Below are 22,418 nucleotides of genomic sequence, written 5' to 3'. Positions count from 1 at the left end.
GTGATGGTGGTATGAAAAAAGTCATTTTATCTTTGGCTCTGGGCACGTTTGGTTTGGGGATGGCCGAATTTGGCATTATGGGCGTGCTCACGGAGCTGGCGCATAACGTAGGAATTTCGATTCCTGCTGCCGGGCATATGATCTCGTATTATGCGCTGGGGGTGGTGGTCGGTGCGCCAATCATCGCACTCTTTTCCAGCCGCTACTCACTCAAACATATCTTATTGTTTCTGGTGGCGTTGTGCGTCATTGGCAACGCCATGTTCACGCTCTCTTCGTCTTACCTGATGCTCGCCATTGGTCGACTGGTATCCGGCTTTCCGCATGGCGCATTTTTTGGCGTCGGCGCGATCGTGTTATCAAAAATTATCAAACCCGGCAAAGTCACCGCCGCCGTGGCGGGGATGGTTTCCGGGATGACAGTCGCCAATTTGCTGGGCATTCCGCTGGGAACGTATTTAAGTCAGGAATTTAGCTGGCGTTACACCTTTTTATTGATCGCTGTTTTTAATATTGCGGTGATGGCATCGGTCTATTTTTGGGTGCCGGATATTCGCGACGAGGCGAAAGGGAAGCTACGCGAACAATTTCACTTTTTGCGCAGCCCGGCCCCGTGGTTAATTTTCGCCGCCACCATGTTTGGCAACGCAGGTGTATTTGCCTGGTTCAGCTACGTAAAGCCATACATGATGTTTATTTCCGGTTTTTCGGAAACGGCGATGACTTTTATTATGATGTTAGTTGGGCTAGGGATGGTGCTGGGGAATGTGCTAAGTGGCCGGATTTCAGGACGTTATTCACCACTGCGCATTGCGGCAGTAACTGACTTTATTATTGTGCTGGCACTGCTGATGCTCTTTTTCTTCGGCGGCATGAAAACAACGTCGCTTATTTTTGCATTTATTTGTTGCGCGGGATTATTTGCCCTTTCAGCACCACTGCAAATATTGTTACTGCAAAATGCCAAAGGCGGAGAGTTATTAGGTGCCGCAGGTGGGCAAATAGCGTTTAACCTCGGTAGCGCCGTCGGCGCATATTGCGGTGGTATGATGCTGACGCTGGGGCTGGCATATAATTACGTGGCGCTACCTGCCGCCCTGCTTTCGTTTGCTGCGATGTCGTCGTTGCTGCTGTATGGTCGCTATAAGCGCCAGCAAGCGGCGGATAGTCCGGTGCTGGCGAAACCAGTGGGGTAGATTGCAGTCACGGAGCACGTTGCTTATTGCCGGATGCGGCGTGAACGCCTTATCCGCCCTACGCGGTTCTGGCACATTTTGCAGGCCTGATAAGACGCGGCAAGCGTCGCATCAGGCATGATGAGCCAATTGCCTGGTTTTTTTACTCTTGTGGCCATAACCATGCAGCGCCGCGTACGCCGCTGGAATCACCGTGCTTCGCCTTACGCACCGGCGTTTCACATTCGCCGCCGAAGACAAATTGTTTAATCAACTGCGGAACCGTTTGATATAAACGGTCTACATTGCTCATCCCGCCCCCCAGGACAATCACATCCGGATCGAGAATATTCACGACATGTGCCAGCGATTTTGCCAGCCGCAGCTCGTAGCGACGCAATGCCAGTTCCGCTACCGGATCGCTTTCTTCAACCAGGCGGATAATTTCACTGCCTTTCAGCGCATGTCCGCTCAAACGATGATAATCCGTCGCGAATCCCGTGCCCGAAATAAAGGTTTCAATACAACCTTGTTTACCGCAATAACAAGGGACTTCCTCGCGATAACGCAGTTCGTCTTCGTCCATCCACGGTAGCGGATTGTGTCCCCACTCACCTGCCGTGCCATTGCCGCCGATATGCGCCCGCCCATTGAATGCCACGCCCGCGCCGCATCCCGTGCCGATAATCACGGCAAATACCGTCTGCGCTCCCGCTGCCGCGCCATCTACTGCTTCTGAAACCGCCAGACAGTTGGCGTCATTTGCCAGCCGCACTTCCCGCTGCAACCGCGCGCTTAAGTCTTTATCGAATGGCTGACCGTTGAGCCAGGTTGAATTGGCATTCTTCACCACGCCGGTGTAAGGCGAAATTGAGCCAGGAATGCCCATACCTACCGTTCCGCGCAGCCCTGTCGCCTGCTCCGCCATATCAACCAACGTGGCGATCGTTTCAATAGTCTGCCGGTAATCATCACGCGGCGTGGGCAGACGATGGCGGTACAACTGCTCCCCTGCATCGCCCAGTGCAATCACTTCAGTTTTGGTGCCGCCTAAATCGATACCTATACGCACGGTACTCTCCTTATTTTTTTCAATATCAATAGCGTAGAGACGGACAACCGGATTGGCAATGCAAGCCCGCCGACAATTCGTTATCATGCCCGCTAAATTTAACGACAAGGCCGTGGAAATTATCATGCTGTGGTTCAAAAATTTAATGGTTTACCGTCTTAGCCGCGAGATTTCGCTGCGTGCAGAAGAGATGGAAAAACAGCTAGCCTCGATGGCATTTACCCCATGCGGCAGCCAGGACATGGCAAAGATGGGCTGGGTTCCTCCGATGGGATCGCACAGCGATGCGTTAACGCACGTTGCCAATGGTCAAATTGTTATCTGCGCGCGCAAAGAAGAAAAAATCCTCCCGTCTCCGGTGATTAAACAGGCGCTGGAAGCGAAAATCGCCAAACTGGAAGCGGAACAGGCGCGTAAGCTGAAGAAAACCGAAAAAGATTCGCTGAAAGACGAAGTGCTGCATTCTCTGCTGCCGCGTGCTTTCAGCCGTTTTAGCCAGACAATGATGTGGATCGACACGGTTAACGGTTTGATTATGGTGGACTGCGCCAGTGCCAAAAAAGCGGAAGATACGCTGGCATTACTGCGTAAAAGCCTGGGGTCGTTACCGGTTGTACCATTGAGCATGGAAAATCCGATTGAACTGACGCTGACCGAATGGGTACGCTCCGGCAGCACAGCACAGGGCTTCCAGCTGCTTGATGAAGCCGAGCTGAAATCACTGCTGGAAGATGGCGGCGTGATCCGCGCGAAGAAACAAGATCTGACCAGCGAAGAGATCACCAACCACATTGAAGCCGGAAAAGTGGTGACTAAACTGGCGCTCGACTGGCAGCAGCGCATTCAGTTTGTGATGTGCGACGATGGTTCGCTCAAGCGTCTGAAGTTCTGCGACGAGCTGCGCGATCAAAACGAAGATATCGACCGTGAAGATTTCGCCCAGCGTTTTGATGCCGATTTCATCCTGATGACTGGTGAACTGGCAGCGTTAATTCAAAACCTGATTGAAGGATTAGGTGGCGAAGCACAACGTTAATTGCTGATTTACCTTTAATGCCGGATGCGACGCCTGCCGCGTCTTATCCGGCGTACGAAGCTACACCAGGCATATAATTATTCGCTACGGCGGGCAATAATTTTTAGCGCAGCAATATTATGCGTTTTACGCTGTAACTTGCTCCAGGGGCGTTGTGTCATTGTTTTTCCTCAAGCCGGTGACGCGCTTCACTACGAATTTTCCGCGTTGCCCCGGTTTTCACTAAATCCCGTAACTGCGAAAGAGCGGGTTGATCGACAAATAAAAGTAATGATGGCTCCTCTTTTAGCCACACCGTTTTCACATCGGCAGCCAGCTGTGGATTATTAATAGCCAGCGACCGATCCTGAGACTCCGTCAATGTCGTTAACAACATCGGGGTATGTGCGTTGCGCAATGCCGTTTGGCGCAAATGATCATTGCGACTTTGCAGCAATGCACGCCACCATTCATCATCTGATTTATCTTTTATCGTCGCCAGTTCCGCAACAATATCTGGAGATCTTCGCTGATATTTATATCAACCTTGATGAATTATGAATATATCGGAAATCGAAAAAATCCCAGCAAAGGAAATATTATTATGGGTTAAAGAGAGGACATTTCAGATAAATGCCCTCCCGTTCAAGGGGAAGGCGAGGAATTACAGATAGCGGCACAGATAAGAGGTGGGTTCGGCAACTTGCAGATGAAACTCGCTGTGACCGGGAACATTAAACACCGAACCGGCTTCATACACTTGCCAGTCGGTCGCGTCAGGCAGTAACACATTCAGCGCGCCACTGATTACCGTCATCTCTTCAGGCTCAGCGGTGCTGAAGGTGTATTCACCTTCAACCATAACACCCACGCTGGCGCGACCAGTGCTGCTGCTGGAAAAGCCGATCGATTTCACTTTGCCGGAAAAGTACTCATTACTTTGAAGCATAAACTGGCCCTGTCTGGTAGTTGAACATCTACTTCACTATAGGGGCCAGAGGCGCTGGCTGTCACGCAAAATTACATCAGTAATTCCGCAGCCAGCCGTGCAATCAATACGTTAGAGAGCAAAACAGGAACATCGAGCTGTTTTTGCAGTAAATCGCGATGACGCTGGTTAAATCCCAAACAATCCAGCATGATGACATCTGCACCTTTTTCCAGTAATTCTTTTCCGGCATCAATGATTTTTTGTTCCGAATCATGAATGGGGTTACCCAATGAAAATACTGGCGGTTTCTGCAAAATTTGCCATTTTTGCGCCTGAACGGTCAGCAACTCCTCAACCGGAACGATAACCCCCACCTGATGATCTTCAACAATAGAAGAAACCAGCGGAGGCAATATTCGCGACGGCTCAAGAAAGATCGTATTACGCGCAGTCATACTACTAATGTTTGCTGTACTCATTAATAAAATGACGTCATAACCCTGATTATCGAGCACTTCAACCACACCTTGCAGGTCACGCTCCACTTTGCGACGCGAAACATGGGCCAGCTGGTTGTCATTTAATAATGTGAGAATTGTGTCTTCGCCTGCTTCTGGCGCGTACTCCGCCATCACTTCTTCGCGGCTTAACTTCCCCAGCAGGCTATGATGGGAAATATTATCTTCGTCAATGTATTCTGTCAGGAGCGGCAAAACTTCCTGCATAGGTACAATGCCGATGGTCAGGATCGCCAACGACGCACTCATTGTTCTTCCACCTTACTTTTATTTCGTCGTTAATTACCGGGCAAGCGCTAAGCACCACTGCTGACACTTACCTGTGCTACAAATGACAAAAAGCGTAGCAGCAGACCTGCACGGCATAATGTAAAGATTCCAAATGATTCCAGTAATGGATTGTTATTGTTTAATATTCTAATTATTTGAAAAACATGAATTGTGAAAAATGTGACGCAGATCCCTTGTGGCGGCACTCAGAATCCCTTCCGAGCAGTCTGATGCGGTCACTCTTTGTCAGGGTCCTCATAGCGTTTTTTCGCATCCATCGCTTCCTGAGCGGTCGGATGTTCACTGATCAACGAGTCTGGTTTAGGATGATCGGCTCTGAGTTGGTACCAGGTTACCGTCTGTCCTGGTTTTCCTTTTTCAATCGTCACTATATATGCTTCACGAGGATAAGGCGGTTTCGTTGGCATCGTTCTTCCTTATTTCACGGGATGAACGTTAAGTATAGGCGCTCGAAAATCAACAATTGATCGTCTGTGCCAGGGCACTGCGAATTTCAGAAATCACCTGGCTGGGTTCGTTTGTTGCGTCGATGATAATATGCGCAACTTCGCGATAAAGCGCATCGCGTTCTTCCAGCACTTCCTGAACTTCTTCGCTCAGCGGTTTCCCCGTTAAGGTTGGCCGTAAATCTTCTTCCGGTGCAGCTTGCAGTCGGTTAACCAGGACTGATACTGGCGCACACAAATAAACCACGATCCCGTTATTTTGCATAAAGTGACGATTAAATTCCGTCAGGATAATGCCGCCGCCCGTGGCGATAACGGTGGATGGCGCAGTTACCGCTTCCAGCGCCGCCGTTTCTCTGGCGCGGAATCCCGCCCACTCTTCCCTTTCGACGATCTCCGCGACCGTCATATTGAGCTGTGATTGCAACCACTGGTCGGTATCGACAAATCGACGGTTAAGCGAATCGGCAAGGGCCATTCCGACCGTTGTTTTACCACAGCCCCGAGGCCCGATCAGAAAAAGAGGTTGTGTCATCGTGGGTTTTCCCCAATAGGTCGCAATGCGGCGAAAGCCGGTGTCATGAGAATAGCGATCATACCATCAAACTAGTACAATTTCGATTGTAAAGAAAAAATTCCACTTAAAGTGAAAATTTTAATACATCCCTTACTATACCAATAAATTTTCAAGAATGAAGTGTAAATAATATATTACATTCAGCCACGACTACGTTGCACTTCCAGCCACCACTTCTCCAGCTCCGCGGCAAAGGCCTGGCGGTCACGTTGTGAAAGGCTATCTGGTCCGCCGGTCTGGATCCCACTGGCACGTAAGGTATCCATAAAATCGCGCATCGTCAGGCGCTCACGAATGGTCGCTGGCGTGTAACGTTCGCCGCGCGGATTAAGCGCCGCAGCGCCTTTCTCGATGGCTTCAGCAGCCAAAGGTATATCTGCGGTGATCACCAAATCGCCCGCTTCACACTGCCGGACAATTTCGTTATCGGCAACGTCGAAACCTGCCGCGACGCGCAGCGTACGAATAAATCGCGATGGCGGCACGCGTAAACTCTGATTTGCTACCAGTACCAGCGGCATCTGCATACGTTCCGCCGCGCGATACAAAATCTCTTTAATTACATTGGGACACGCGTCGGCATCCACCCAAATTGTCATAAAGTCATCCTTTGTTGGGTAATCCTCTATTGTGTCGCGCTTTTGCCTTCCGGCATAGTTCTGTTTATGCTTCTGCCAGCGATTATCAAAACAATGAATTTCACGGCAGGAGTGAGGCAATGGAAAAGAAAATCGGTTTTATTGGCTGCGGCAATATGGGAAAAGCCATTCTCGGCGGTCTGATTGCCAGCGGTCAGGTGCTTCCAGGGCAAATCTGGGTATATACCCCCTCCCCGGATAAAGTCGCCGCCCTGCATGACCAGTTCGGCATCAACGCCGCAGAATCGGCGCAAGAAGTGGCGCAAATCGCCGACATCATTTTTGCCGCCGTTAAACCAGGCGTCATGATTAAAGTGCTTAGCGAAATCACCTCCAGCCTGAATAAAGACTCTCTGGTCGTTTCTATTGCAGCAGGTGTCACGCTCGACCAGCTTGCCCGTGCGCTGGGCCATGACCGGAAAATTATCCGCGCCATGCCGAACACTCCCGCGCTGGTTAATGCCGGGATGACCTCCGTAACGCCAAACGCGCTGGTAACCCCAGAAGATACCGCTGATGTGCTGAATATTTTCCGCTGCTTTGGCGAAGCGGAAGTAATTGCTGAGCCGATGATCCACCCGGTGGTCGGTGTGAGCGGTTCTTCGCCAGCCTACGTCTTTATGTTTATCGAAGCGATGGCCGACGCCGCCGTGCTGGGCGGGATGCCTCGCGCCCAGGCGTATAAATTTGCCGCTCAGGCGGTAATGGGTTCCGCAAAAATGGTGCTGGAAACGGGAGAACATCCGGGGGCACTGAAAGATATGGTCTGCTCACCGGGAGGCACCACCATTGAGGCGGTACGCGTACTGGAAGAGAAAGGCTTCCGTGCCGCAGTGATCGAAGCGATGACGAAGTGTATGGAAAAATCAGAAAAACTCAGTAAATCCTGATGACTTTTGCCGGACGTCAGGCCGCCACTTCGGTGCGGTTACGTCCGGCTTTCTTTGCTTTGTAGAGCGCCAAATCTGCCGATTTCAACCACTCGCGATAGTGACTCATTTGTGGGTTCAGCGGCGCAACCCCCACACTAATCCGTAACATCACCTGCGGCGTATTCGGCAGGCGTAACGTATTTAATCCTTCATGCACTCGTAACATGGCGGTAATGGCGCTCTCAGCTGGCGTACCGGACATGATTACCGCAAACTCATCGCCGCCAAACCGACCAATCACATCGCTACCGCGCAGGGTTATTTGTAATTGTCGGGTAAGCGCCACAATCGCTTCATCGCCCACATCATGGCCCCAGGTATCGTTGATGCTCTTGAAATGGTCGATATCGATAATCAGTAATGTCGCATCGCGGTTATGCCGCCGACAGTTATCAAATTCATTGCGTAACATAGTTTCCCAATGACGTCGGTTATACACGCCCGTCATACCGTCGCGGGTACTCATGACCTGCAACCTGCGTTTATGTTCCGCCAGTTTAGTCGCCGTCTGGTAGCTGACCCAGCCAAACAGCAGAGGATAAATGACGATAATGGGAAGGGAGAGCCACCATTCCAGCGGCGCACTATTGAACGACACGGTGATGCCCGTCAGTTCAAGGGTGACAAGACAGGAAACCACCATCAATACCAGACCCGCGACAAACAGACGGGGGCCGCCTGCCCCCATCAAATTCAGACACATAATCATCAACATCGCGGTGGAAGGCAGCACGTTTACGCCCATTACGCCTACCCACATTCCCGCTAATACTGCATCGGTTTTTAAGTTGTAAATTTCCCGGCTAAGCGGATCGACGGCCCTGCTCGCTATCTGCCAGGCTAAATGCGGCCAGACGAACGCCCAGCCGACCAACACCAGCCACCACCAGCCCGGCGGCGGGTGCGAAACCAGCGTTGAAGCAATCGGTAAGAACATGCCAGCCAGGCCAACCGCGCGGGGTAGTCTGACGCGACGGGCGAAGCGCAGCCCGGATCGCTGATGTTCGTTTTGAGGAGTTAAAGGAGGTTCCTCCCCATGCGCCGCCGCTTTTTTGAAAAAGTTTTCATCATTCATTATTTTTGGGAACATTCAGAAACAATTTTCCCAAATTATAGAGACGGGGCTAAAGGCAGAAGTATGAAATTTCGGGTGAGCCATTTTCGTAGCTCACCCGTTAGCACTATCAGGTATCAGGCGGCTTTCTTGAGGCAGGCGCTCATAAACTTATTACGATCATCACCTTTCAGAGATTGTTGCGTTGCTTGATTATTACATTCGCGCATCTTTTGCTGCTGTGGCGTCAAACTTTTTTCACCAGGCGCAGACTTGCTGTTCTTCAGGCAATCACTCATGTAGGTCTTACGAGCATCCCCTTTCAACGCCTGCGCCGTCGCCTGCTGATTACAGGAGGTCATACGCTGTTGTTGCGGGGTTAAGGTTCTCTCGGCAGCGCCGACGGTGGTTAAAAAAACCAGACCGAAAAGCAAGGTAACCAGTAATGTTATTTTCATAGCACCATCCCTCTTCATGTTTTAACCATGAGCGTATGCGCCCGTGATCTGCCATTAAGTCTGGTTGCTAACAGCAAAAAAACCACCCGGCAGCGAAAATTCACTGCCGGGCGCGGTTTTATTTCAGCCCCAGGGCGGCTTTCATGGTGTAGAAGAGATCGGTCTGGTCGGTTAGTCCAACAACATTGGCGGCATGCGGGCCATACGCCGCAATACGCAACTGACTGCCGGTATGTTCTTGTGAATCCTCTTCGGAGTTCCCGTAACTCATCACCATCACTGCGCCATCTTTGGTATTTAGTGCCTGGGTGAGGCCCGGCGCTTTGGTGTCCGGCGCGACAATCTGGCTGGCGTGGGCGTGATCAGCGGTGACTATGACCAGCGTGTTGCCATCCTTTTTAGCGAATTCCAGCGCACGTTGTACGGCTTCATCGAGATCGACCGTCTCGCCAATTTGCCCACAAGGATTCGCAGCGTGATCCTGTTTATCGATGGATGCACCTTCAACTTGCAGGAAAAAGCCTTTCTCATTTTTACTCAACAATTCAATGGCTTTGTCGGTCATCTGCGCCAGGGTCGGTACGCTGTCATTACGTTGCGGATTAGGCGTACAGGTAACTGCGGGCTTGTCGATATTGCCGTGGTACGTTGCTTTCGGTCCTAGCCAGCGCACTGGCATATTGCCGTCAGCAAACAGGCCAAGCAGGGGTTTTTGCTGATTCGCTTCCGTCACCGCATTTAGCGATGCAGCATCACTCACCAGCTGATAACCACGCGCCTGTGCCTGTTCACGCAGCGTTTTTCCCTGCCATTCGCCAGCGGTTGCCGTTTCAGCAAAGGTTTTTGCGCCGCCGCCAAGCGTAACATCGGCACGGGCGTTAAGCAGCTGTTCGGTAATCGATCCTCTCCCGCCTTTTTCCAGAGCGTTATCCGGACATTTTTCACTGGTCGCGCTCGGACCGTAGCATTTGCGCGAGGTCACATGCGCCACCAGCGCGGCGGGCGTGGCATCCTGCAACTCTGCGGTAGAAACGTTACCGGTCGCCAGACCTGCGGCTTTTGCCATTTCCAGAATCGTTGGGTGATCTTTTTCGTGAATATCGACGCCCAGCGCACCGTTATAGGTTTTGACACCAGTTGACCAGGCGGTTGCTGATGCAGCCGAGTCGGTAACGTAGTCCGGTTTGCCGGTTTTTTTATTCAGCGCATAGTGTGTGTATTGTCCGGTAAGCGGTAAGGCATCGATACCTTTAAAAAAGCCGCCCGCACCTTCGGCATAATTGCGTGCAGCAGTAATTTCCGAGTCCCCCATCCCATCGCCAATCAGCAAAATAATATTTTTGGCAGGTTTATCGCTAAGAGAATCACGCAGAGCGGCGGTCTGATCACCCGTTAAGCGGCGAGCACCGCCGGGTGCAGTAATATCTCCCTGAGCAGCCCGGTTTTCCAGAACAGGCATTTCTGGTGTCCGGGCTTTTGTCACAGGGGTAAACAGTAACGGTAAGAGTGCCAGTGCAATAGTGCTTTGTTTCACTTTATTTTCTCCATGTACAAATACATTAAAAAATAAAAACAAAGCGACTATAAGTCTCGGCCGTGACAGCTTTATGACAGCTGTTGAAAAGATTAACTTTTTACTGACGAGGATGCTTCAATAACTTCTTTACATAATTGCGCAGCAGCTCCGTATCGTCGTCAGGAATGCTGGCATCGGGCTTTACCTCGTACAGCGCCCCCTCTACCTGATCAATCAACCTTTGTTGGTCATTTTGCGCCATATTGCGAAGCATTGCAGTGACGATAATCTCCAAAGCTTCTACCTGCGCGCACAGTTCTTTCGACTCTTCTTCTTTTTGGGCAAGCTTAAATAACAACTCAGCAATGAGATTTTTCATGTCTGTATTTCCTTATCCAAAGTATGGAGAAGTTAACATTATGTTTCACAACTTCATAGTGTCTGGAAGTATTATTTTTATGACAAAGGAAATACTTTGCGCAAATATTTTTTGTTTGATTACCAGCGAAACGTTTCTCTTATTTTAATAATTACCCACACAAAATATAGGCTTTTAATTATCAACCTTTATTATAAATAAAAGTTATGAAATATATTCTCTTCGTAAACTTATAATTAAGAGAAAAAAACTCACTGCATGGCCATACAAGCCAGGAATAAATTAGCTTCCCGTTCATCATTTTTGTGATCTTGCGCACATCATTGAGATAACGCGCTTTCTTCACCAGTACGTTGCACGCTTTGTCAGCAGAAGATTGCAACATTCTGTCAGAAGGCCGCGAATCCCCCGTTTTGTCGTGGTAATGTATGCACTTTGTGTTAGACGGGATAGGTTTTTAAGATGGAAAAACTGCGGGTAGGAATCGTTTTTGGTGGTAAATCAGCGGAACATGAAGTGTCTCTGCAATCGGCAAAAAACATTGTCGATGCCATTGATAAAAGTCGCTTCGACGTTGTGCTGCTGGGCATTGATAAACAAGGGCAATGGCACGTCAGCGATGCCAGCAATTATCTGCTAAATGCAGACGATCCTGCCCATATTGCGTTGCGCCCTTCGGCGACCAGCCTTGCGCAGGTGCCTGGTAAACATGAACATCAGCTTATCGACGCGCAAAACGGTCAGCCGTTGCCGACGGTGGATGTCATTTTCCCGATTGTCCACGGTACGCTGGGCGAAGATGGTTCCTTGCAGGGAATGCTGCGGGTCGCCAATTTACCGTTTGTAGGTTCTGATGTTCTGGCTTCAGCGGCCTGTATGGATAAAGATGTCACCAAACGTCTGCTGCGCGATGCCGGGCTGAACATTGCGCCATTTATTACCCTGACGCGCGCTAATCGTCACAACATCAGTTTTGCCGAAGTGGAGTCTAAACTGGGGTTACCGCTGTTTGTAAAACCGGCTAATCAGGGCTCTTCTGTTGGTGTCAGCAAAGTAACCAGTGAAGAACAGTACGCAATTGCCGTCGATCTGGCGTTCGAGTTCGACCATAAAGTGATCGTTGAGCAAGGGATCAAAGGTCGTGAGATCGAATGCGCAGTTCTGGGCAACGACAATCCGCAAGCCAGCACCTGTGGCGAGATCGTACTCACCAGCGATTTTTATGCCTACGACACCAAGTACATTGACGAAGATGGCGCGAAAGTGGTAGTTCCGGCAGCCATTGCGCCAGAAATCAACGATAAGATCCGGGCGATTGCCGTTCAGGCTTATCAGACGTTGGGATGCGCAGGCATGGCGCGTGTAGACGTGTTTTTAACCCCAGAGAACGAAGTGGTGATCAACGAGATCAACACACTGCCTGGCTTCACCAACATCAGTATGTATCCGAAGCTGTGGCAAGCCAGCGGTCTGGGTTACACCGACCTGATCACCCGTTTGATTGAGCTGGCGCTGGAGCGTCACGCTGCGGATAACGCATTGAAAACCACAATGTAATATTTAAACGCCCGATAATATTCTTATTGGGCGTTTTCAGTTTCTTCATCGCGACGACGAATAATCAGCCCCGCCAGCCAGAAACTAATCACCCACGTCACCAGACCGACGGCATAGGTCTGCCAACCTTTTGCTTCAAATCCCAGTAACCCCACCACGCCATTAAGAATGAATATAAGGCCAATGGCGAACGCATAGTAGTGCCAGTCACGGCGGATTTTTACAGGCAAGTTCATGGCAGCTCCGTTAACGAAAAACAACATCCTTGCATATTCTGCAACATCCGTCTGTGGCGTAGACAACATTTCCGTAATTGTTAATAAATTTAACTTAAGGTTGTCATTTTGTGACTTACGACGAAGATTCACGCTTCGGGAATATTCCCAACATCAATTTACCATGATTCTGATATTGACAATCTTAATGACCTGTCAGACTTGCCATAAGCCGCTGGTATCACACCAGAAGAGAAGCAGATGACTTCCGGAGGTTTTTATGGCTGATTTCACCCTGTCAAAATCGCTGTTTAGCGGAAAATATCGCAATGCCTCTTCAACGCCTGGCAACATTGCCTATGCGTTGTTTGTGCTGTTTTGCTTTTGGGCTGGGGCGCAATTGCTGAACCTGCTAGTGCATGTGCCCGGCGTCTATGAGCGTTTAATGCAGGTCCAGGAAACAGGTCGCCCACGGGTGGAAATTGGTTTAGGTGTCGGCACCATTTTCGGGCTGATCCCGTTTTTAGTTGGCTGCCTCATTTTTGCAGTAGTGGCGCTATGGCTGCACTGGCGACATCGCCGCCAGTAAGATTTACTTGCCAGATAGGACCTAAAACGCTTTATCTGGCATGACATTCCTGTTTGATCACTGTTTCATACAACGCGCCCGCCGTTCGTCTACGCGCTTCGCAAACCAGGCCGTAGTCAGGTTGCGGGTGATTTTCGGGCTTTCCAGTTGAATGCCAGGCAACATTTCGCGGGGTAGTGATTTACCCGTTTTAGCTTCGGCAAGTTGATAAACTTTCTTGTACAGCGCCGTCTCCTCAAAAGAGAAGCTGTCACCTTTCTCTAACTGACGGCGAATTTCGCTGTCGCTCATCCCCAGTTTTCCCGCCAGTTTGCGCGTTGCCAGTTCGGTTTTCCCGGGTTCTTTACTGTCGTAACGAATTAAATCACCGTCCAGTGCCAGCTTCACGCCGCTGGCCTTACTGACTGCGTTCTGAAACGCGGCATTACGGCTGGCGTACCAGCCAGCGTTAAAATCAGCAAAACGGTATATCGGCGCGCTATAGCTGGCGGGATAATTCAGTAAATGGTAAGTACCAAACCACAACCCGCCGCGACGACTGAAGACTTCCTGACGGACTGTACCGTCCATTTTCCACGGATACCCTTTGGTATGCTGTTCGGCAAAGGCAATGCTGACCTGCATCGGCCCACCGGTGCGCACCGGATTAAGCGAACCAAACAACGTCTGCCCCATTGGCACCATGCTGATCAGATCGTCAAAAATCGCGCTCAATTGCTTTTCTGTACGCACCGAATCTAACCGTTCGCTATAGCTTTTGCCGTTTGGCGATTTGATTTTTAGCGCGGTATGCACCAGAAAAGCAGGAATGTGCATCCGTTCAGCACGACGGTCAATCTCTTGCCAGGCGATCTTGCTTAAGCCCGGAACGGCCGGATCTGCCTGATAATTTGACTCCTGCTGCGCCACCGCCAGCACCGAGCAGACGTTTTCCAGCGTCGGTGCCAGCCCCTGACTTTCAAACGTGGTGGCGAGATCTTTCGCCCAGGCATCGCGGTCTTTCACGCTCGCAGGCATCTTCTGCCGCACGACGCTCGCCACATCTATCGCTTTTTCGCCCTTTTTCAACGGTTGCGGAGCCTGACTACTACACCCCACTAAAACCAGAACCGCCAACAATGACAGCGAAGATAGATGATTGACGCGCGACATTACTTCTCCTTTTTAGCTCAAGGTATGGGTTACTTCCTGAATTTTGTCACCATCCAGCTCATGTTCAAAGCTGCGCAGACGTTTGTAGATAGACATCAACTCAACCAGTGTGGTCCATGAGTTAATCAGGTACTGGAAAGCTCCACGAACCTGACCAAAAACGTTGGTAATCTGCGTCATCAGGCCGAGCGTAATCGTACCGGCGACAATTGACGGAAACAGCAAGAACAAACCGAAAACGTTATCGACCTGCAAATAGAGAATGCGGGCGATGTTGAAATACATATAGTGAAAATAGAGGCGGAAATAGTTTTTCCGTACGGCGCTAAACAGCTCGCGTACCGTAGGCGGCGTCGCGCGCGTGGCATCGTCTTCACCATAAACCAGCTCTTTACGGTAGGCAGCCTCTACACGCTGGTTTTTAAACTCCAGCCCCGGCAGTTTGATCCCTACCACTGCCAGTAATCCGGTCCCCATCAGCGACCAGACGATAGCGGCAATCACCAGACCATACGGAATGTGCCCGACAATTGGCAGCTCCGGCACATGCGCGGAGAGCGTTACCAGCACCGGCAGGAAGGCGATCAACGTCATGATGGCGTTGATAAAACTGACGCCCATATTCTCCAGCGTTGAAGCAAAACGCATGGTGTCTTCCTGCACACGCTGTGCGGCACCTTCGATATGACGCAGTTGTTGCCAGTTCGCCATGTAATATTCGTTCATCGCTGTACGCCAGCGGAACACGTAGTGACTGACAAAGAAGTTGTTCAGCACACTGATCACCACAGCGATCAGCGCAATCCCCAGAAAGACGCCCACTTCGCGGTAAAATTGTTCGATGGTGACTTTATGCGGCGAACTTAGCGCGGTTTGAATCAGATCATAGAACGGCGCATACCAGGCGTTGACGGCGACCCCGACTTCCACCAAAAACCAGGTGACGAAGATGATCAGTGCAGTACCGAGTATTGACCAGTATTGCCAACGATGCGGGCTGTAGATAAACCAGAACAATGCAAAGAGTCCTACACAAACAATGTAGTAAGCGTAAAAAATCAGGAAATCCAACGACCAGAAACGCGCGGCGCTAATCGGGATTTGCCCGGAAGCTCCGGTGATACGCGCCACCCAATCACCCCCACCTGCTTGCCAGAAGATAACGGCAATCAATGCCCAAACAAAGGCCGAGAGAAAAAACGTTCCCGGCTTTGGGAAAAAAGACTTAAACATATGCACTCCTGCTAACTTCTTATCGTTTTAACAACTGCTGTGTATTAACCGCATGACCGCTACAAAGCGACAGCCAAATGAAACCGCCCATTGTGACCCATAGCAAGGCGCTTAGTTCGCCAGCCTGAGCATAAGAATTGTTTCGACGGATTTCACAAACCAAAGATTGTTTACATAAGCGGATTAACACGCGCAGGATCACAAATGCAGGCATTGGTGAGCAGGAAAAAGATCGTGTTTACGCGCCGTTACGTTTTTAACACTATTATTGCACTAATTCGCCCTTTGCAATCCATCAATGAGTAGTATAAATACGCTCAGTTACCTTCATTCAATCTATGGACACCACCGTTGAAACGTTGTCTGCTTTTTTCTGCCGTGCTGTGTGCGGCGTCATTGACCTCCGTCCATGCGGCGCAGCCGATCACTGAACCGGAGTTCGCCTCTGATATTGTCGATCGTTATGCCGATCATATTTTTTACGGCAGCGGTGCCACGGGGATGGCGCTGGTTGTTATCGACGGTAACCAGCGCGTCTTTCGCAGTTATGGCGAAACGCGACCTGGTAATAACATTCGCCCGCAGCTGGATTCGGTCATACGTATTGCTTCCCTCACCAAGCTAATGACCAGTGAGATGCTGGTGAAATTGCTCGACCAGGGGACCGTGAAGTTAAACGATCCGCTAAGTAAATATGCTCCGCCAGGCGCACGCGTACCGACCTACAACGGGACGCCCATTACGCTGGTGAATCTGGCAACCCATACCAGCGCCCTGCCCCGTGAACAGCCCGGTGGCGCGGCACATCGTCCGGTATTTGTCTGGCCAACGCGCGAGCAACGCTGGAAATACCTTTCCACTGCCAAACTAAAAGCCGCGCCGGGCAGCCAGGCCGCGTACTCCAACCTCGCATTCGATCTGCTGGCAGATGCACTGGCGAATGCGTCCGGCAAGCCTTATACCCAGTTGTTTGAAGAGCAGATTACCCGTCCATTGGGGATGAAAGACACCACCTACACCCCCTCGCCGGATCAGTGCCGCCGTTTAATGGTTGCTGAGCGCGGTGCCAGTCCGTGCAATAACACGCTGGCGGCAATTGGCAGCGGCGGAGTCTATTCCACGCCTGGCGATATGATGCGCTGGATGCAGCAGTATTTGTCATCTGATTTTTATCAGCGCAGTAACCAGGCAGATCGCATGCAGACGTTGATTTATCAGCGAGCGCAGTTTACAAAAGTGATTGGCATGGATGTCCCCGGCAAAGCGGATGCGCTTGGTTTAGGCTGGGTATATATGGCCCCGAAAGAGGGTCGTCCAGGGATTATTCAGAAGACAGGTGGTGGTGGCGGTTTCATTACCTATATGGCGATGATCCCGCAGAAGAACATTGGCGCATTTGTGGTGGTCACTCGTTCGCCATTGACGCGCTTTAAAAATATGAGCGATGGCATCAATGACCTGGTGACCGAACTGAGCGGGAATAAACCGTTGGTCATCCCCGCGTCCTGATTAATACTCTGAAGGCAAACGGTTGATAGCGACCAGTTTGCCTTTATTCATTTCGATATAGCCGCCTTTACGTAAAGCAGCGAGAACTTCTGCGACGACAGAACGCGATATGCGTGTACGTTGATGAATATAATTCATCACACCAATACGTGAGCGTAATTCTTCATTCCAGTCAATCATTGATAATAACGTTGCGCGGATTTGTTCGTAGGAATTATGCCCAATGAGCTGTACGTCACGTAATTCCAGAATTCTATTTTGCCAGGCTAACCAGTAAAAAGCATCTCGCCAGAGTTGATTTTGTTCAATAAGGGTAATGGTTTGTTTGGCTGGTAGATGATATCCCGTACAATTTCCTTCTGATATTAATTTGTATGGTATATCGTTTTTCATTAAACCATCAGCCAGTCCCATAATATAAGGAGCCTGGGTAATACCGATAAGTACGTTTTCTTCTCTACGCAGAGAGATAACGCCCTCTAAAATAACGAAAGTATCTTCGCTATTGACATCACTTGAAAATATAACTTGCTTTTCATTATTAAACTCGAAGCGCGTGCCATATCTGGACAAACATTTATCGAGCTTACCAAATTCCTGAAGAGGTTTAACTACAGATAACATTTGCGCGTCCTTTGCAGTAATGCCCGTCAAATCCTTGACGGGCATTATTTAGATTAAATAATCTATTTCTTCAGAGTGAAGAATATTACCAGGTATATTTAACACCCACGTTCGCGGACCAGTCTTGATCTACGTCACCACCACCGAGGTAGTTAGCATCGGTATAGGCGCTGAAGTTCTTGGTGAAGCTGAACTGAGTACCCAGACCAACACGTACCGCAGACCCTTCAGTACCGTTATTGATGGAATCACCGTTCACATCGTTATCGTTGTTAGAGTCGTCGTAGACGTAAGCCAGTTTGAAGTACGGAGTCAGAGCCTGGTCTTCGCTGTAGGTGAAGGTATAACCTGCATCTACACCCAGTTCATAACGCATGCTGTCGTAAGACTGACCGTCAACTTTCATGTCGTTGCTCAGCTGGTAGTCATCACCAGACTGGAACAGACCAGAAACGCTGCCGTAAGGAGTCACGTAACCAGCATCACCCAGTTTGAAGTCGTAACCGGCTTTCAAACCGAAGCCCCAAGCGTCGGAGTTGGTGCTACCGTCAACGTAAGTACCGTTGCTCATGGTTGCAGACAGGTCGTTGTTGAAGTGAGAGTAGCTTAAGCTACCATCAACAAAGACGTTGTTCGCGAAGTGAGCAGAAGAGTAGATGTAGGCAGTCTGGCTGTCTTGATCCACCTGACCAGTACGGTCATTCATGTCACCTTTCGCGAAGCCAGCAGCCGCACCGACGATCCACTTAGCGTTGTTACCGTCAATTTTGGTATCAACACCGACCATGATGCCGTTAACATCCTGATCATAGTTGATGGTGCCGTTGTCGCCGTTGAAGTTACCACCGAAGTAGCTTACCCATGCGCCGCCGTTATCAGCCAGGCCATGACGAGAGTTGGTCAGACGAGTACCAACGGTGTCTTGTTCCAGGTTCCAGATATTGGTGTTCGCAGACGGGATGCTCAGCGCCATGTTAGCGTAGTCGGTCAGCTCCATCTGTTGCAGAACAACGGTGTTACCACGCTGTTCAGCCTGATAGGTGTATGCACCCAGGTCAGCTTTGTTAGCAGCAGAGAAGGTCGCGTTGCTGTTTTTGTCGTTAACGTAGATCAGCTCGTTGCCGTTGTAGTCAGCGATAGAACCAGCACCTGTAGCGTTGTCGATACGAACTTTGTAGTTACCGGTTGCAGCTGCAACATGGTCACCGTTGTTATCAACTTCGTTCTGACCAGCTTCGATAGAAGCAGTGTTGTCGTTATCGCCGTTACCGTTAATGGTCAGGTGACCATCAGAGTTCATTGCGATTAAGCCATAACCGTAGTTTGACTTGGTAGTATCGTTGGTACGGTCGTTGGTCAGGTCGGCATCAAGTACGAAGCGGTTGCTTTCGATGTTGAACACACCAGCGTGAATGTTACCACTAGTATCAGTAGTGCTGGTCAGGTTCAGAGTATCAACCTGCAGAGCATTCGCCGCAGTGTTACCGACATTCAGAATACCGTCGTTAGTCACTTTGATGTTGTTGGCATACAGAGCAGCATCACCTACAGCCCAACCAGCAGAAACTTCATCAGAAATGGTTACGGTACTGTTGTCGACAGTCAGTGAATCAGTTGCAACATGACCATCTTCGTTGATGTTCAGCGCAGAAAGACCTGTCAGAGAGATAGAGTCAGAAATCAGCGTTGAATCAGCAACATTAACCGTTGAACCACTGTTGATGCTCAGAGTATCAATCAGAGAAGTTTTGGTGGTATCCCACTGTGAACCGGTGTTCAGGGTTACATTGAACAGACCGCTCTGGTAAACTTCGTTACCGATGATGTGATCAAATTCGCTATATTCAGAGTCGCTGTTTTCTACACCAACAGTTGATGAAGGCCACAGGCTGTTAGCTGCGATGTCGATCAGAGTTGCAGTGGCTTCAGTATTGATTCCATATGTATAGGAGTCATTTACACCATCGTCATCAGTATCAACACCAATCTGATGCGCAGACATTGCCGCACCGACCCACTTGCTGCCATTGTTCAGGGTCAGATCCAGGCGATCAGTACCATCCCAACCGTTAGTATCTACATCACCGTCAGCATCACGATAGCTATCACGACCATGCGGGAAGAAGTTCTCATCAAAGTTACTTGAGAAGAATACATCGCCCATCAGTGTGGAATTATCGAATGTTGCAGTGGTTTGCATGGCGTTATCAGCAGCAGGATGTGCAATAACAGCTAATGCGATATCGTCAGCATTCCAACCTTTACCATTGTAATCGCTGGCATTACCTGTATTACCGAACCAACCAGTTGTACCTTCATCAGTCCATGAACCAGAGGTCACGGTTGAATCTTTAACAGTGATGGTGTTATTAAACACTTCGCTGCTGTTTACACCAGTGCTGACAGTGTTGTCGTCGATATCTTCCCACTCATAACCCTGAGTCAGCGTAATACCTGCTACATGAGAGTTATTAGAGATGGACAGATCAACTTCCTGATCCAGAGTGATGGCAGTACCAATGTTAAATACATTTACAACATGAGTGTCAGCGGCATTATTGTAGGTGCCGTTATATGTGTAGTGTTCGTAGTTGTCATCGATCGTTGAATTATCAACGGTCAGCGCCAGACGATCATGGTAGTAGTCATCCGCACGATCAGCACAATCAGTTGTCATGCACTCGGAATAAATCATGCCGTGAATAGTGCTGTTTTTGATTGTCAGGCTATTGGCGTTGGTATTAGTAGAAATACCGTCATCCAGATAGTAGGTAGAAATCACGCCGTTAACGGTAGCGTTATTAATGACCGGATAGATATCGCCGTTGTAATAACTATCAGCGGCATAGTTATTCCAGCCTACATAACCATCATAGTAAACGTCATCAGCATAGGTGGCGTCGTTGTAGTGATGGAAAGTATTGTAAGTTTGACCAGAAATATCGTTGGTCGCTGCATTAGCCTGAGAGGTGATAGCCAGAGTGCAAGCCAATGCTAATTGTGATACTACAAGTTTCTTTTTCCAGGAGTGCATTTGTCATCCCTCCTCAGGGACGTAATAAGTTGATCCATCAATTATCAATGCATAGAAAACATATTATGTTTCGCGTTGACGATTATGCGGCGTTATAGAGGAATGGTTCAATTATTCTTTCCCCTAAGTCCGATTGCGGACATATATAAAGCACGTGAACACACACACAGAAAGAAATAACAAAAACACAATATTTCAATACGTTAATGAAAGCGTTAATTTTAAAACATAGACCATGAAAATATAAAACAACCAAAACAGACAAATAATGTATCAATAAGCAATGAACTTTAAGTTATTCACTTTTTGAAAATGTCACCAAATCCCCAAAAACAATAATCTATGGATATAAATAAAAATTAAAAATATTTTCAGTGAATATAAAATTATTGCTATTTCTATTACAAAGATGTCCTGGCCTCTCTTCCATTCTCTTCTTGTCAACATCGCGACAACTTTCGTAAAACATCCCCACCCTGCTTCAGGTATACTATGCCCCTCGATTCCACAAACATCAGGCAGACCATGACAGACTTAATCCAACGCCCTCGTCGCCTGCGCAAATCTCCTGCGCTGCGCGCTATGTTTGAAGAGACAACACTTAGCCTTAACGACCTGGTGTTGCCGATCTTTGTTGAAGAAGAAATTGACGACTACAAAGCCGTTGAAGCCATGCCAGGCGTGATGCGCATTCCAGAGAAACATCTGGCACGCGAAATTGAACGCATCGCCAACGCCGGTATTCGTTCCGTGATGACTTTCGGCATCTCTCACCATACCGATGAAACCGGCAGCGACGCCTGGCGGGAAGATGGACTGGTGGCGCGTATGTCGCGCATCTGCAAGCAGACTGTGCCAGAAATGATCGTCATGTCAGACACTTGTTTCTGTGAATACACTTCTCACGGTCACTGCGGTGTGCTGTGCGAGCATGGCGTCGACAACGACGCGACTCTGGAAAATTTAGGCAAGCAAGCCGTGGTTGCAGCTGCTGCAGGTGCAGACTTCATCGCCCCTTCCGCCGCGATGGACGGCCAGGTACAGGCAATTCGCCAGGCGCTGGACGCTGCGGGCTTTAAAGACACGGCGATTATGTCGTATTCGACCAAGTTCGCCTCCTCCTTTTATGGCCCGTTCCGTGAAGCTGCCGGCAGCGCATTAAAAGGCGACCGCAAAAGCTATCAGATGAACCCAATGAACCGTCGTGAGGCGATTCGTGAGTCACTGCTGGATGAAGCCCAGGGCGCAGACTGCCTGATGGTTAAACCTGCTGGAGCGTACCTCGACATCGTGCGTGAGCTGCGTGAACGTACTGAATTGCCGATTGGCGCGTATCAGGTGAGCGGTGAGTACGCGATGATTAAGTTCGCCGCGCTGGCGGGTGCTATAGATGAAGAGAAAGTCGTGCTCGAAAGCTTAGGTTCGATTAAGCGTGCGGGTGCGGATCTGATTTTCAGCTACTTTGCACTGGATTTGGCTGAGAAGAAGATTCTGCGTTAATGT

General features: G+C 49.5%; 24 protein-coding genes and 1 pseudogene. 7 read left to right on the top strand and 18 right to left on the bottom strand.

Annotated features, from left to right (window positions below):
- Positions 1 to 11 precede the first annotated feature (11 nt).
- Entirely contained in the window at positions 12 to 1,196 is a 1,185-nt protein-coding gene (gene araJ / locus ACJHYD_RS15905) for an MFS transporter AraJ (RefSeq protein ID WP_001304835.1), read from the top strand.
- A gap of 142 nt (positions 1,197 to 1,338) precedes the next feature.
- Here araJ and mak read toward each other — a convergent pair whose 3' ends face one another.
- The gene (mak, locus tag ACJHYD_RS15900; RefSeq protein ID WP_001550716.1) at positions 1,339 to 2,247 is read right to left on the bottom strand and encodes a fructokinase; all 909 of its coding nucleotides are present in this window, start codon (positions 2,245 to 2,247) and stop codon (positions 1,339 to 1,341) included.
- Between the two features lie 124 nt (positions 2,248 to 2,371).
- On the opposite strand from mak, the gene rdgC reads away from it, so the two are divergent.
- On the top strand, positions 2,372 to 3,283 hold the full coding sequence (gene rdgC, locus ACJHYD_RS15895; protein ID WP_001366457.1) for a recombination-associated protein RdgC: 912 nt from the start codon (positions 2,372 to 2,374) through the stop codon (positions 3,281 to 3,283).
- 77 nt (positions 3,284 to 3,360) lie between these two features.
- On the opposite strand, the gene ACJHYD_RS15890 is transcribed toward rdgC, so the two are convergent.
- From ACJHYD_RS15890 to ACJHYD_RS15860, 7 genes and pseudogenes are all read right to left on the bottom strand, one after another.
- The gene (locus ACJHYD_RS15890; protein ID WP_120795376.1) at positions 3,361 to 3,444 is read right to left on the bottom strand and encodes a protein YkiD; all 84 of its coding nucleotides are present in this window, start codon (positions 3,442 to 3,444) and stop codon (positions 3,361 to 3,363) included.
- Positions 3,441 to 3,779 (bottom strand): annotated as a pseudogene (locus tag ACJHYD_RS15885) (DUF2773 domain-containing protein); the annotation flags it as partial. The gene ACJHYD_RS15890 and the pseudogene ACJHYD_RS15885, both read right to left, overlap by 4 nt.
- Positions 3,780 to 3,926: 147 nt before the next feature.
- Positions 3,927 to 4,211 carry a pyrimidine/purine nucleoside phosphorylase gene (gene ppnP, locus ACJHYD_RS15880; protein WP_000941942.1) on the bottom strand — a complete coding sequence of 95 codons (285 nt, stop codon included), beginning with the start codon at positions 4,209 to 4,211 and terminating at the stop codon, positions 3,927 to 3,929.
- A 71-nt stretch (positions 4,212 to 4,282) separates the two neighbouring features.
- Entirely contained in the window at positions 4,283 to 4,960 is a 678-nt protein-coding gene (locus ACJHYD_RS15875) for an AroM family protein (protein WP_001276418.1), read from the bottom strand.
- A 257-nt stretch (positions 4,961 to 5,217) separates the two neighbouring features.
- Positions 5,218 to 5,409, bottom strand: coding sequence for a protein YaiA (gene yaiA / locus ACJHYD_RS15870; protein ID WP_001142439.1), 192 nt, complete (start codon positions 5,407 to 5,409; stop codon positions 5,218 to 5,220).
- A 49-nt stretch (positions 5,410 to 5,458) separates the two neighbouring features.
- Positions 5,459 to 5,983 carry a shikimate kinase AroL gene (aroL, locus tag ACJHYD_RS15865; RefSeq protein ID WP_000193393.1) on the bottom strand — a complete coding sequence of 175 codons (525 nt, stop codon included), beginning with the start codon at positions 5,981 to 5,983 and terminating at the stop codon, positions 5,459 to 5,461.
- Between the two features lie 182 nt (positions 5,984 to 6,165).
- On the bottom strand, positions 6,166 to 6,624 hold the full coding sequence (locus ACJHYD_RS15860; RefSeq protein ID WP_000158159.1) for a YaiI/YqxD family protein: 459 nt from the start codon (positions 6,622 to 6,624) through the stop codon (positions 6,166 to 6,168).
- Between the two features lie 119 nt (positions 6,625 to 6,743).
- Here ACJHYD_RS15860 and proC point away from each other — a divergent pair, with 119 nt between their 5' ends.
- Complete coding sequence (gene proC, locus ACJHYD_RS15855) at positions 6,744 to 7,553, top strand: pyrroline-5-carboxylate reductase (RefSeq protein ID WP_001550713.1); 810 nt, start codon at positions 6,744 to 6,746, stop codon at positions 7,551 to 7,553.
- Between the two features lie 16 nt (positions 7,554 to 7,569).
- Here the strand turns inward: proC and adrA are convergent, their stop codons facing one another.
- The 5 genes from adrA to ACJHYD_RS15830 form a co-directional block, all read right to left on the bottom strand.
- Positions 7,570 to 8,685, bottom strand: a complete 1,116-nt coding sequence (gene adrA, locus ACJHYD_RS15850; protein ID WP_000484041.1) for a diguanylate cyclase AdrA — start codon at positions 8,683 to 8,685, stop codon at positions 7,570 to 7,572.
- A gap of 101 nt (positions 8,686 to 8,786) precedes the next feature.
- Positions 8,787 to 9,107, bottom strand: a complete 321-nt coding sequence (gene psiF / locus ACJHYD_RS15845) for a phosphate starvation-inducible protein PsiF (protein ID WP_001295332.1) — start codon at positions 9,105 to 9,107, stop codon at positions 8,787 to 8,789.
- Between the two features lie 118 nt (positions 9,108 to 9,225).
- Positions 9,226 to 10,641 (bottom strand): alkaline phosphatase, encoded by a 1,416-nt coding sequence (phoA, locus tag ACJHYD_RS15840; RefSeq protein ID WP_001445682.1) that lies wholly within the window; start codon positions 10,639 to 10,641, stop codon positions 9,226 to 9,228.
- Positions 10,642 to 10,741: 100 nt separating this feature from the next.
- Positions 10,742 to 11,002 carry an anti-adapter protein IraP gene (gene iraP, locus ACJHYD_RS15835; RefSeq protein ID WP_000792975.1) on the bottom strand — a complete coding sequence of 87 codons (261 nt, stop codon included), beginning with the start codon at positions 11,000 to 11,002 and terminating at the stop codon, positions 10,742 to 10,744.
- Between the two features lie 181 nt (positions 11,003 to 11,183).
- Complete coding sequence (locus ACJHYD_RS15830) at positions 11,184 to 11,387, bottom strand: hypothetical protein (protein WP_000942026.1); 204 nt, start codon at positions 11,385 to 11,387, stop codon at positions 11,184 to 11,186.
- 77 nt (positions 11,388 to 11,464) lie between these two features.
- On the opposite strand from ACJHYD_RS15830, the gene ddlA reads away from it, so the two are divergent.
- Positions 11,465 to 12,559 carry a D-alanine--D-alanine ligase gene (ddlA, locus tag ACJHYD_RS15825; protein WP_000413677.1) on the top strand — a complete coding sequence of 365 codons (1,095 nt, stop codon included), beginning with the start codon at positions 11,465 to 11,467 and terminating at the stop codon, positions 12,557 to 12,559.
- A gap of 23 nt (positions 12,560 to 12,582) precedes the next feature.
- Here ddlA and ACJHYD_RS15820 read toward each other — a convergent pair whose 3' ends face one another.
- Complete coding sequence (locus ACJHYD_RS15820) at positions 12,583 to 12,795, bottom strand: DUF2754 domain-containing protein (protein ID WP_001295334.1); 213 nt, start codon at positions 12,793 to 12,795, stop codon at positions 12,583 to 12,585.
- A 259-nt stretch (positions 12,796 to 13,054) separates the two neighbouring features.
- Here ACJHYD_RS15820 and ACJHYD_RS15815 point away from each other — a divergent pair, with 259 nt between their 5' ends.
- Entirely contained in the window at positions 13,055 to 13,363 is a 309-nt protein-coding gene (locus ACJHYD_RS15815) for a DUF2755 family protein (protein ID WP_001550712.1), read from the top strand.
- 57 nt (positions 13,364 to 13,420) lie between these two features.
- On the opposite strand, the gene yaiW is transcribed toward ACJHYD_RS15815, so the two are convergent.
- The gene (yaiW, locus tag ACJHYD_RS15810) at positions 13,421 to 14,515 is read right to left on the bottom strand and encodes a surface-exposed outer membrane lipoprotein YaiW (RefSeq protein WP_000092060.1); all 1,095 of its coding nucleotides are present in this window, start codon (positions 14,513 to 14,515) and stop codon (positions 13,421 to 13,423) included.
- A gap of 12 nt (positions 14,516 to 14,527) precedes the next feature.
- Positions 14,528 to 15,748: a peptide antibiotic transporter SbmA gene (gene sbmA / locus ACJHYD_RS15805; protein ID WP_001304845.1), complete on the bottom strand. Its 1,221-nt coding sequence runs from the start codon at positions 15,746 to 15,748 to the stop codon at positions 14,528 to 14,530.
- A 351-nt stretch (positions 15,749 to 16,099) separates the two neighbouring features.
- Between sbmA and ampH the strand changes: the two genes are divergently transcribed.
- Complete coding sequence (ampH, locus tag ACJHYD_RS15800) at positions 16,100 to 17,257, top strand: D-alanyl-D-alanine-carboxypeptidase/endopeptidase AmpH (protein ID WP_001550711.1); 1,158 nt, start codon at positions 16,100 to 16,102, stop codon at positions 17,255 to 17,257.
- Here ampH and iprA read toward each other — a convergent pair whose 3' ends face one another.
- Positions 17,258 to 17,881 carry a hydrogen peroxide resistance inhibitor IprA gene (iprA, locus tag ACJHYD_RS15795; protein WP_001295817.1) on the bottom strand — a complete coding sequence of 208 codons (624 nt, stop codon included), beginning with the start codon at positions 17,879 to 17,881 and terminating at the stop codon, positions 17,258 to 17,260. It lies immediately after the preceding gene.
- A gap of 85 nt (positions 17,882 to 17,966) precedes the next feature.
- On the bottom strand, positions 17,967 to 20,915 hold the full coding sequence (ehaB, locus tag ACJHYD_RS15790) for an autotransporter adhesin EhaB (RefSeq protein ID WP_001550710.1): 2,949 nt from the start codon (positions 20,913 to 20,915) through the stop codon (positions 17,967 to 17,969).
- Positions 20,916 to 21,440: 525 nt separating this feature from the next.
- Here ehaB and hemB point away from each other — a divergent pair.
- Positions 21,441 to 22,415, top strand: coding sequence for a porphobilinogen synthase (gene hemB, locus ACJHYD_RS15785; protein WP_001295337.1), 975 nt, complete (start codon positions 21,441 to 21,443; stop codon positions 22,413 to 22,415).
- The last annotated feature ends 3 nt before the right edge of the window (positions 22,416 to 22,418 follow it).

Origin of the sequence: Escherichia sp. WS1368, from assembly GCF_046487485.1 — a bacterium.
GTDB lineage: Bacteria > Pseudomonadota > Gammaproteobacteria > Enterobacterales > Enterobacteriaceae > Escherichia > Escherichia coli.
This window is presented reverse-complemented; position numbering and strand designations above follow the sequence as displayed.

What these genes read in the sequence shown, in the direction of transcription:
- araJ (WP_001304835.1), top strand. Translation starts at nt 12, where the DNA reads ATGAAAAAAGTCATTTTATCTTTGGCTCTGGGCACGTTTGGTTTGGGG.
- rdgC (WP_001366457.1), top strand. Translation starts at nt 2,372, where the DNA reads ATGCTGTGGTTCAAAAATTTAATGGTTTACCGTCTTAGCCGCGAGATT.
- ACJHYD_RS15890 (WP_120795376.1), bottom strand. Translation starts at nt 3,444, where the DNA reads ATGACACAACGCCCCTGGAGCAAGTTACAGCGTAAAACGCATAATATT.
- ppnP (WP_000941942.1), bottom strand. Translation starts at nt 4,211, where the DNA reads ATGCTTCAAAGTAATGAGTACTTTTCCGGCAAAGTGAAATCGATCGGC.
- ACJHYD_RS15875 (WP_001276418.1), bottom strand. Translation starts at nt 4,960, where the DNA reads ATGAGTGCGTCGTTGGCGATCCTGACCATCGGCATTGTACCTATGCAG.
- yaiA (WP_001142439.1), bottom strand. Translation starts at nt 5,409, where the DNA reads ATGCCAACGAAACCGCCTTATCCTCGTGAAGCATATATAGTGACGATT.
- aroL (WP_000193393.1), bottom strand. Translation starts at nt 5,983, where the DNA reads ATGACACAACCTCTTTTTCTGATCGGGCCTCGGGGCTGTGGTAAAACA.
- ACJHYD_RS15860 (WP_000158159.1), bottom strand. Translation starts at nt 6,624, where the DNA reads ATGACAATTTGGGTGGATGCCGACGCGTGTCCCAATGTAATTAAAGAG.
- proC (WP_001550713.1), top strand. Translation starts at nt 6,744, where the DNA reads ATGGAAAAGAAAATCGGTTTTATTGGCTGCGGCAATATGGGAAAAGCC.
- adrA (WP_000484041.1), bottom strand. Translation starts at nt 8,685, where the DNA reads ATGTTCCCAAAAATAATGAATGATGAAAACTTTTTCAAAAAAGCGGCG.
- psiF (WP_001295332.1), bottom strand. Translation starts at nt 9,107, where the DNA reads ATGAAAATAACATTACTGGTTACCTTGCTTTTCGGTCTGGTTTTTTTA.
- iraP (WP_000792975.1), bottom strand. Translation starts at nt 11,002, where the DNA reads ATGAAAAATCTCATTGCTGAGTTGTTATTTAAGCTTGCCCAAAAAGAA.
- ACJHYD_RS15830 (WP_000942026.1), bottom strand. Translation starts at nt 11,387, where the DNA reads ATGTTGCAATCTTCTGCTGACAAAGCGTGCAACGTACTGGTGAAGAAA.
- ddlA (WP_000413677.1), top strand. Translation starts at nt 11,465, where the DNA reads ATGGAAAAACTGCGGGTAGGAATCGTTTTTGGTGGTAAATCAGCGGAA.
- ACJHYD_RS15820 (WP_001295334.1), bottom strand. Translation starts at nt 12,795, where the DNA reads ATGAACTTGCCTGTAAAAATCCGCCGTGACTGGCACTACTATGCGTTC.
- ACJHYD_RS15815 (WP_001550712.1), top strand. Translation starts at nt 13,055, where the DNA reads ATGGCTGATTTCACCCTGTCAAAATCGCTGTTTAGCGGAAAATATCGC.
- yaiW (WP_000092060.1), bottom strand. Translation starts at nt 14,515, where the DNA reads ATGTCGCGCGTCAATCATCTATCTTCGCTGTCATTGTTGGCGGTTCTG.
- sbmA (WP_001304845.1), bottom strand. Translation starts at nt 15,748, where the DNA reads ATGTTTAAGTCTTTTTTCCCAAAGCCGGGAACGTTTTTTCTCTCGGCC.
- iprA (WP_001295817.1), bottom strand. Translation starts at nt 17,881, where the DNA reads ATGTTATCTGTAGTTAAACCTCTTCAGGAATTTGGTAAGCTCGATAAA.
- ehaB (WP_001550710.1), bottom strand. Translation starts at nt 20,915, where the DNA reads ATGCACTCCTGGAAAAAGAAACTTGTAGTATCACAATTAGCATTGGCT.
- hemB (WP_001295337.1), top strand. Translation starts at nt 21,441, where the DNA reads ATGACAGACTTAATCCAACGCCCTCGTCGCCTGCGCAAATCTCCTGCG.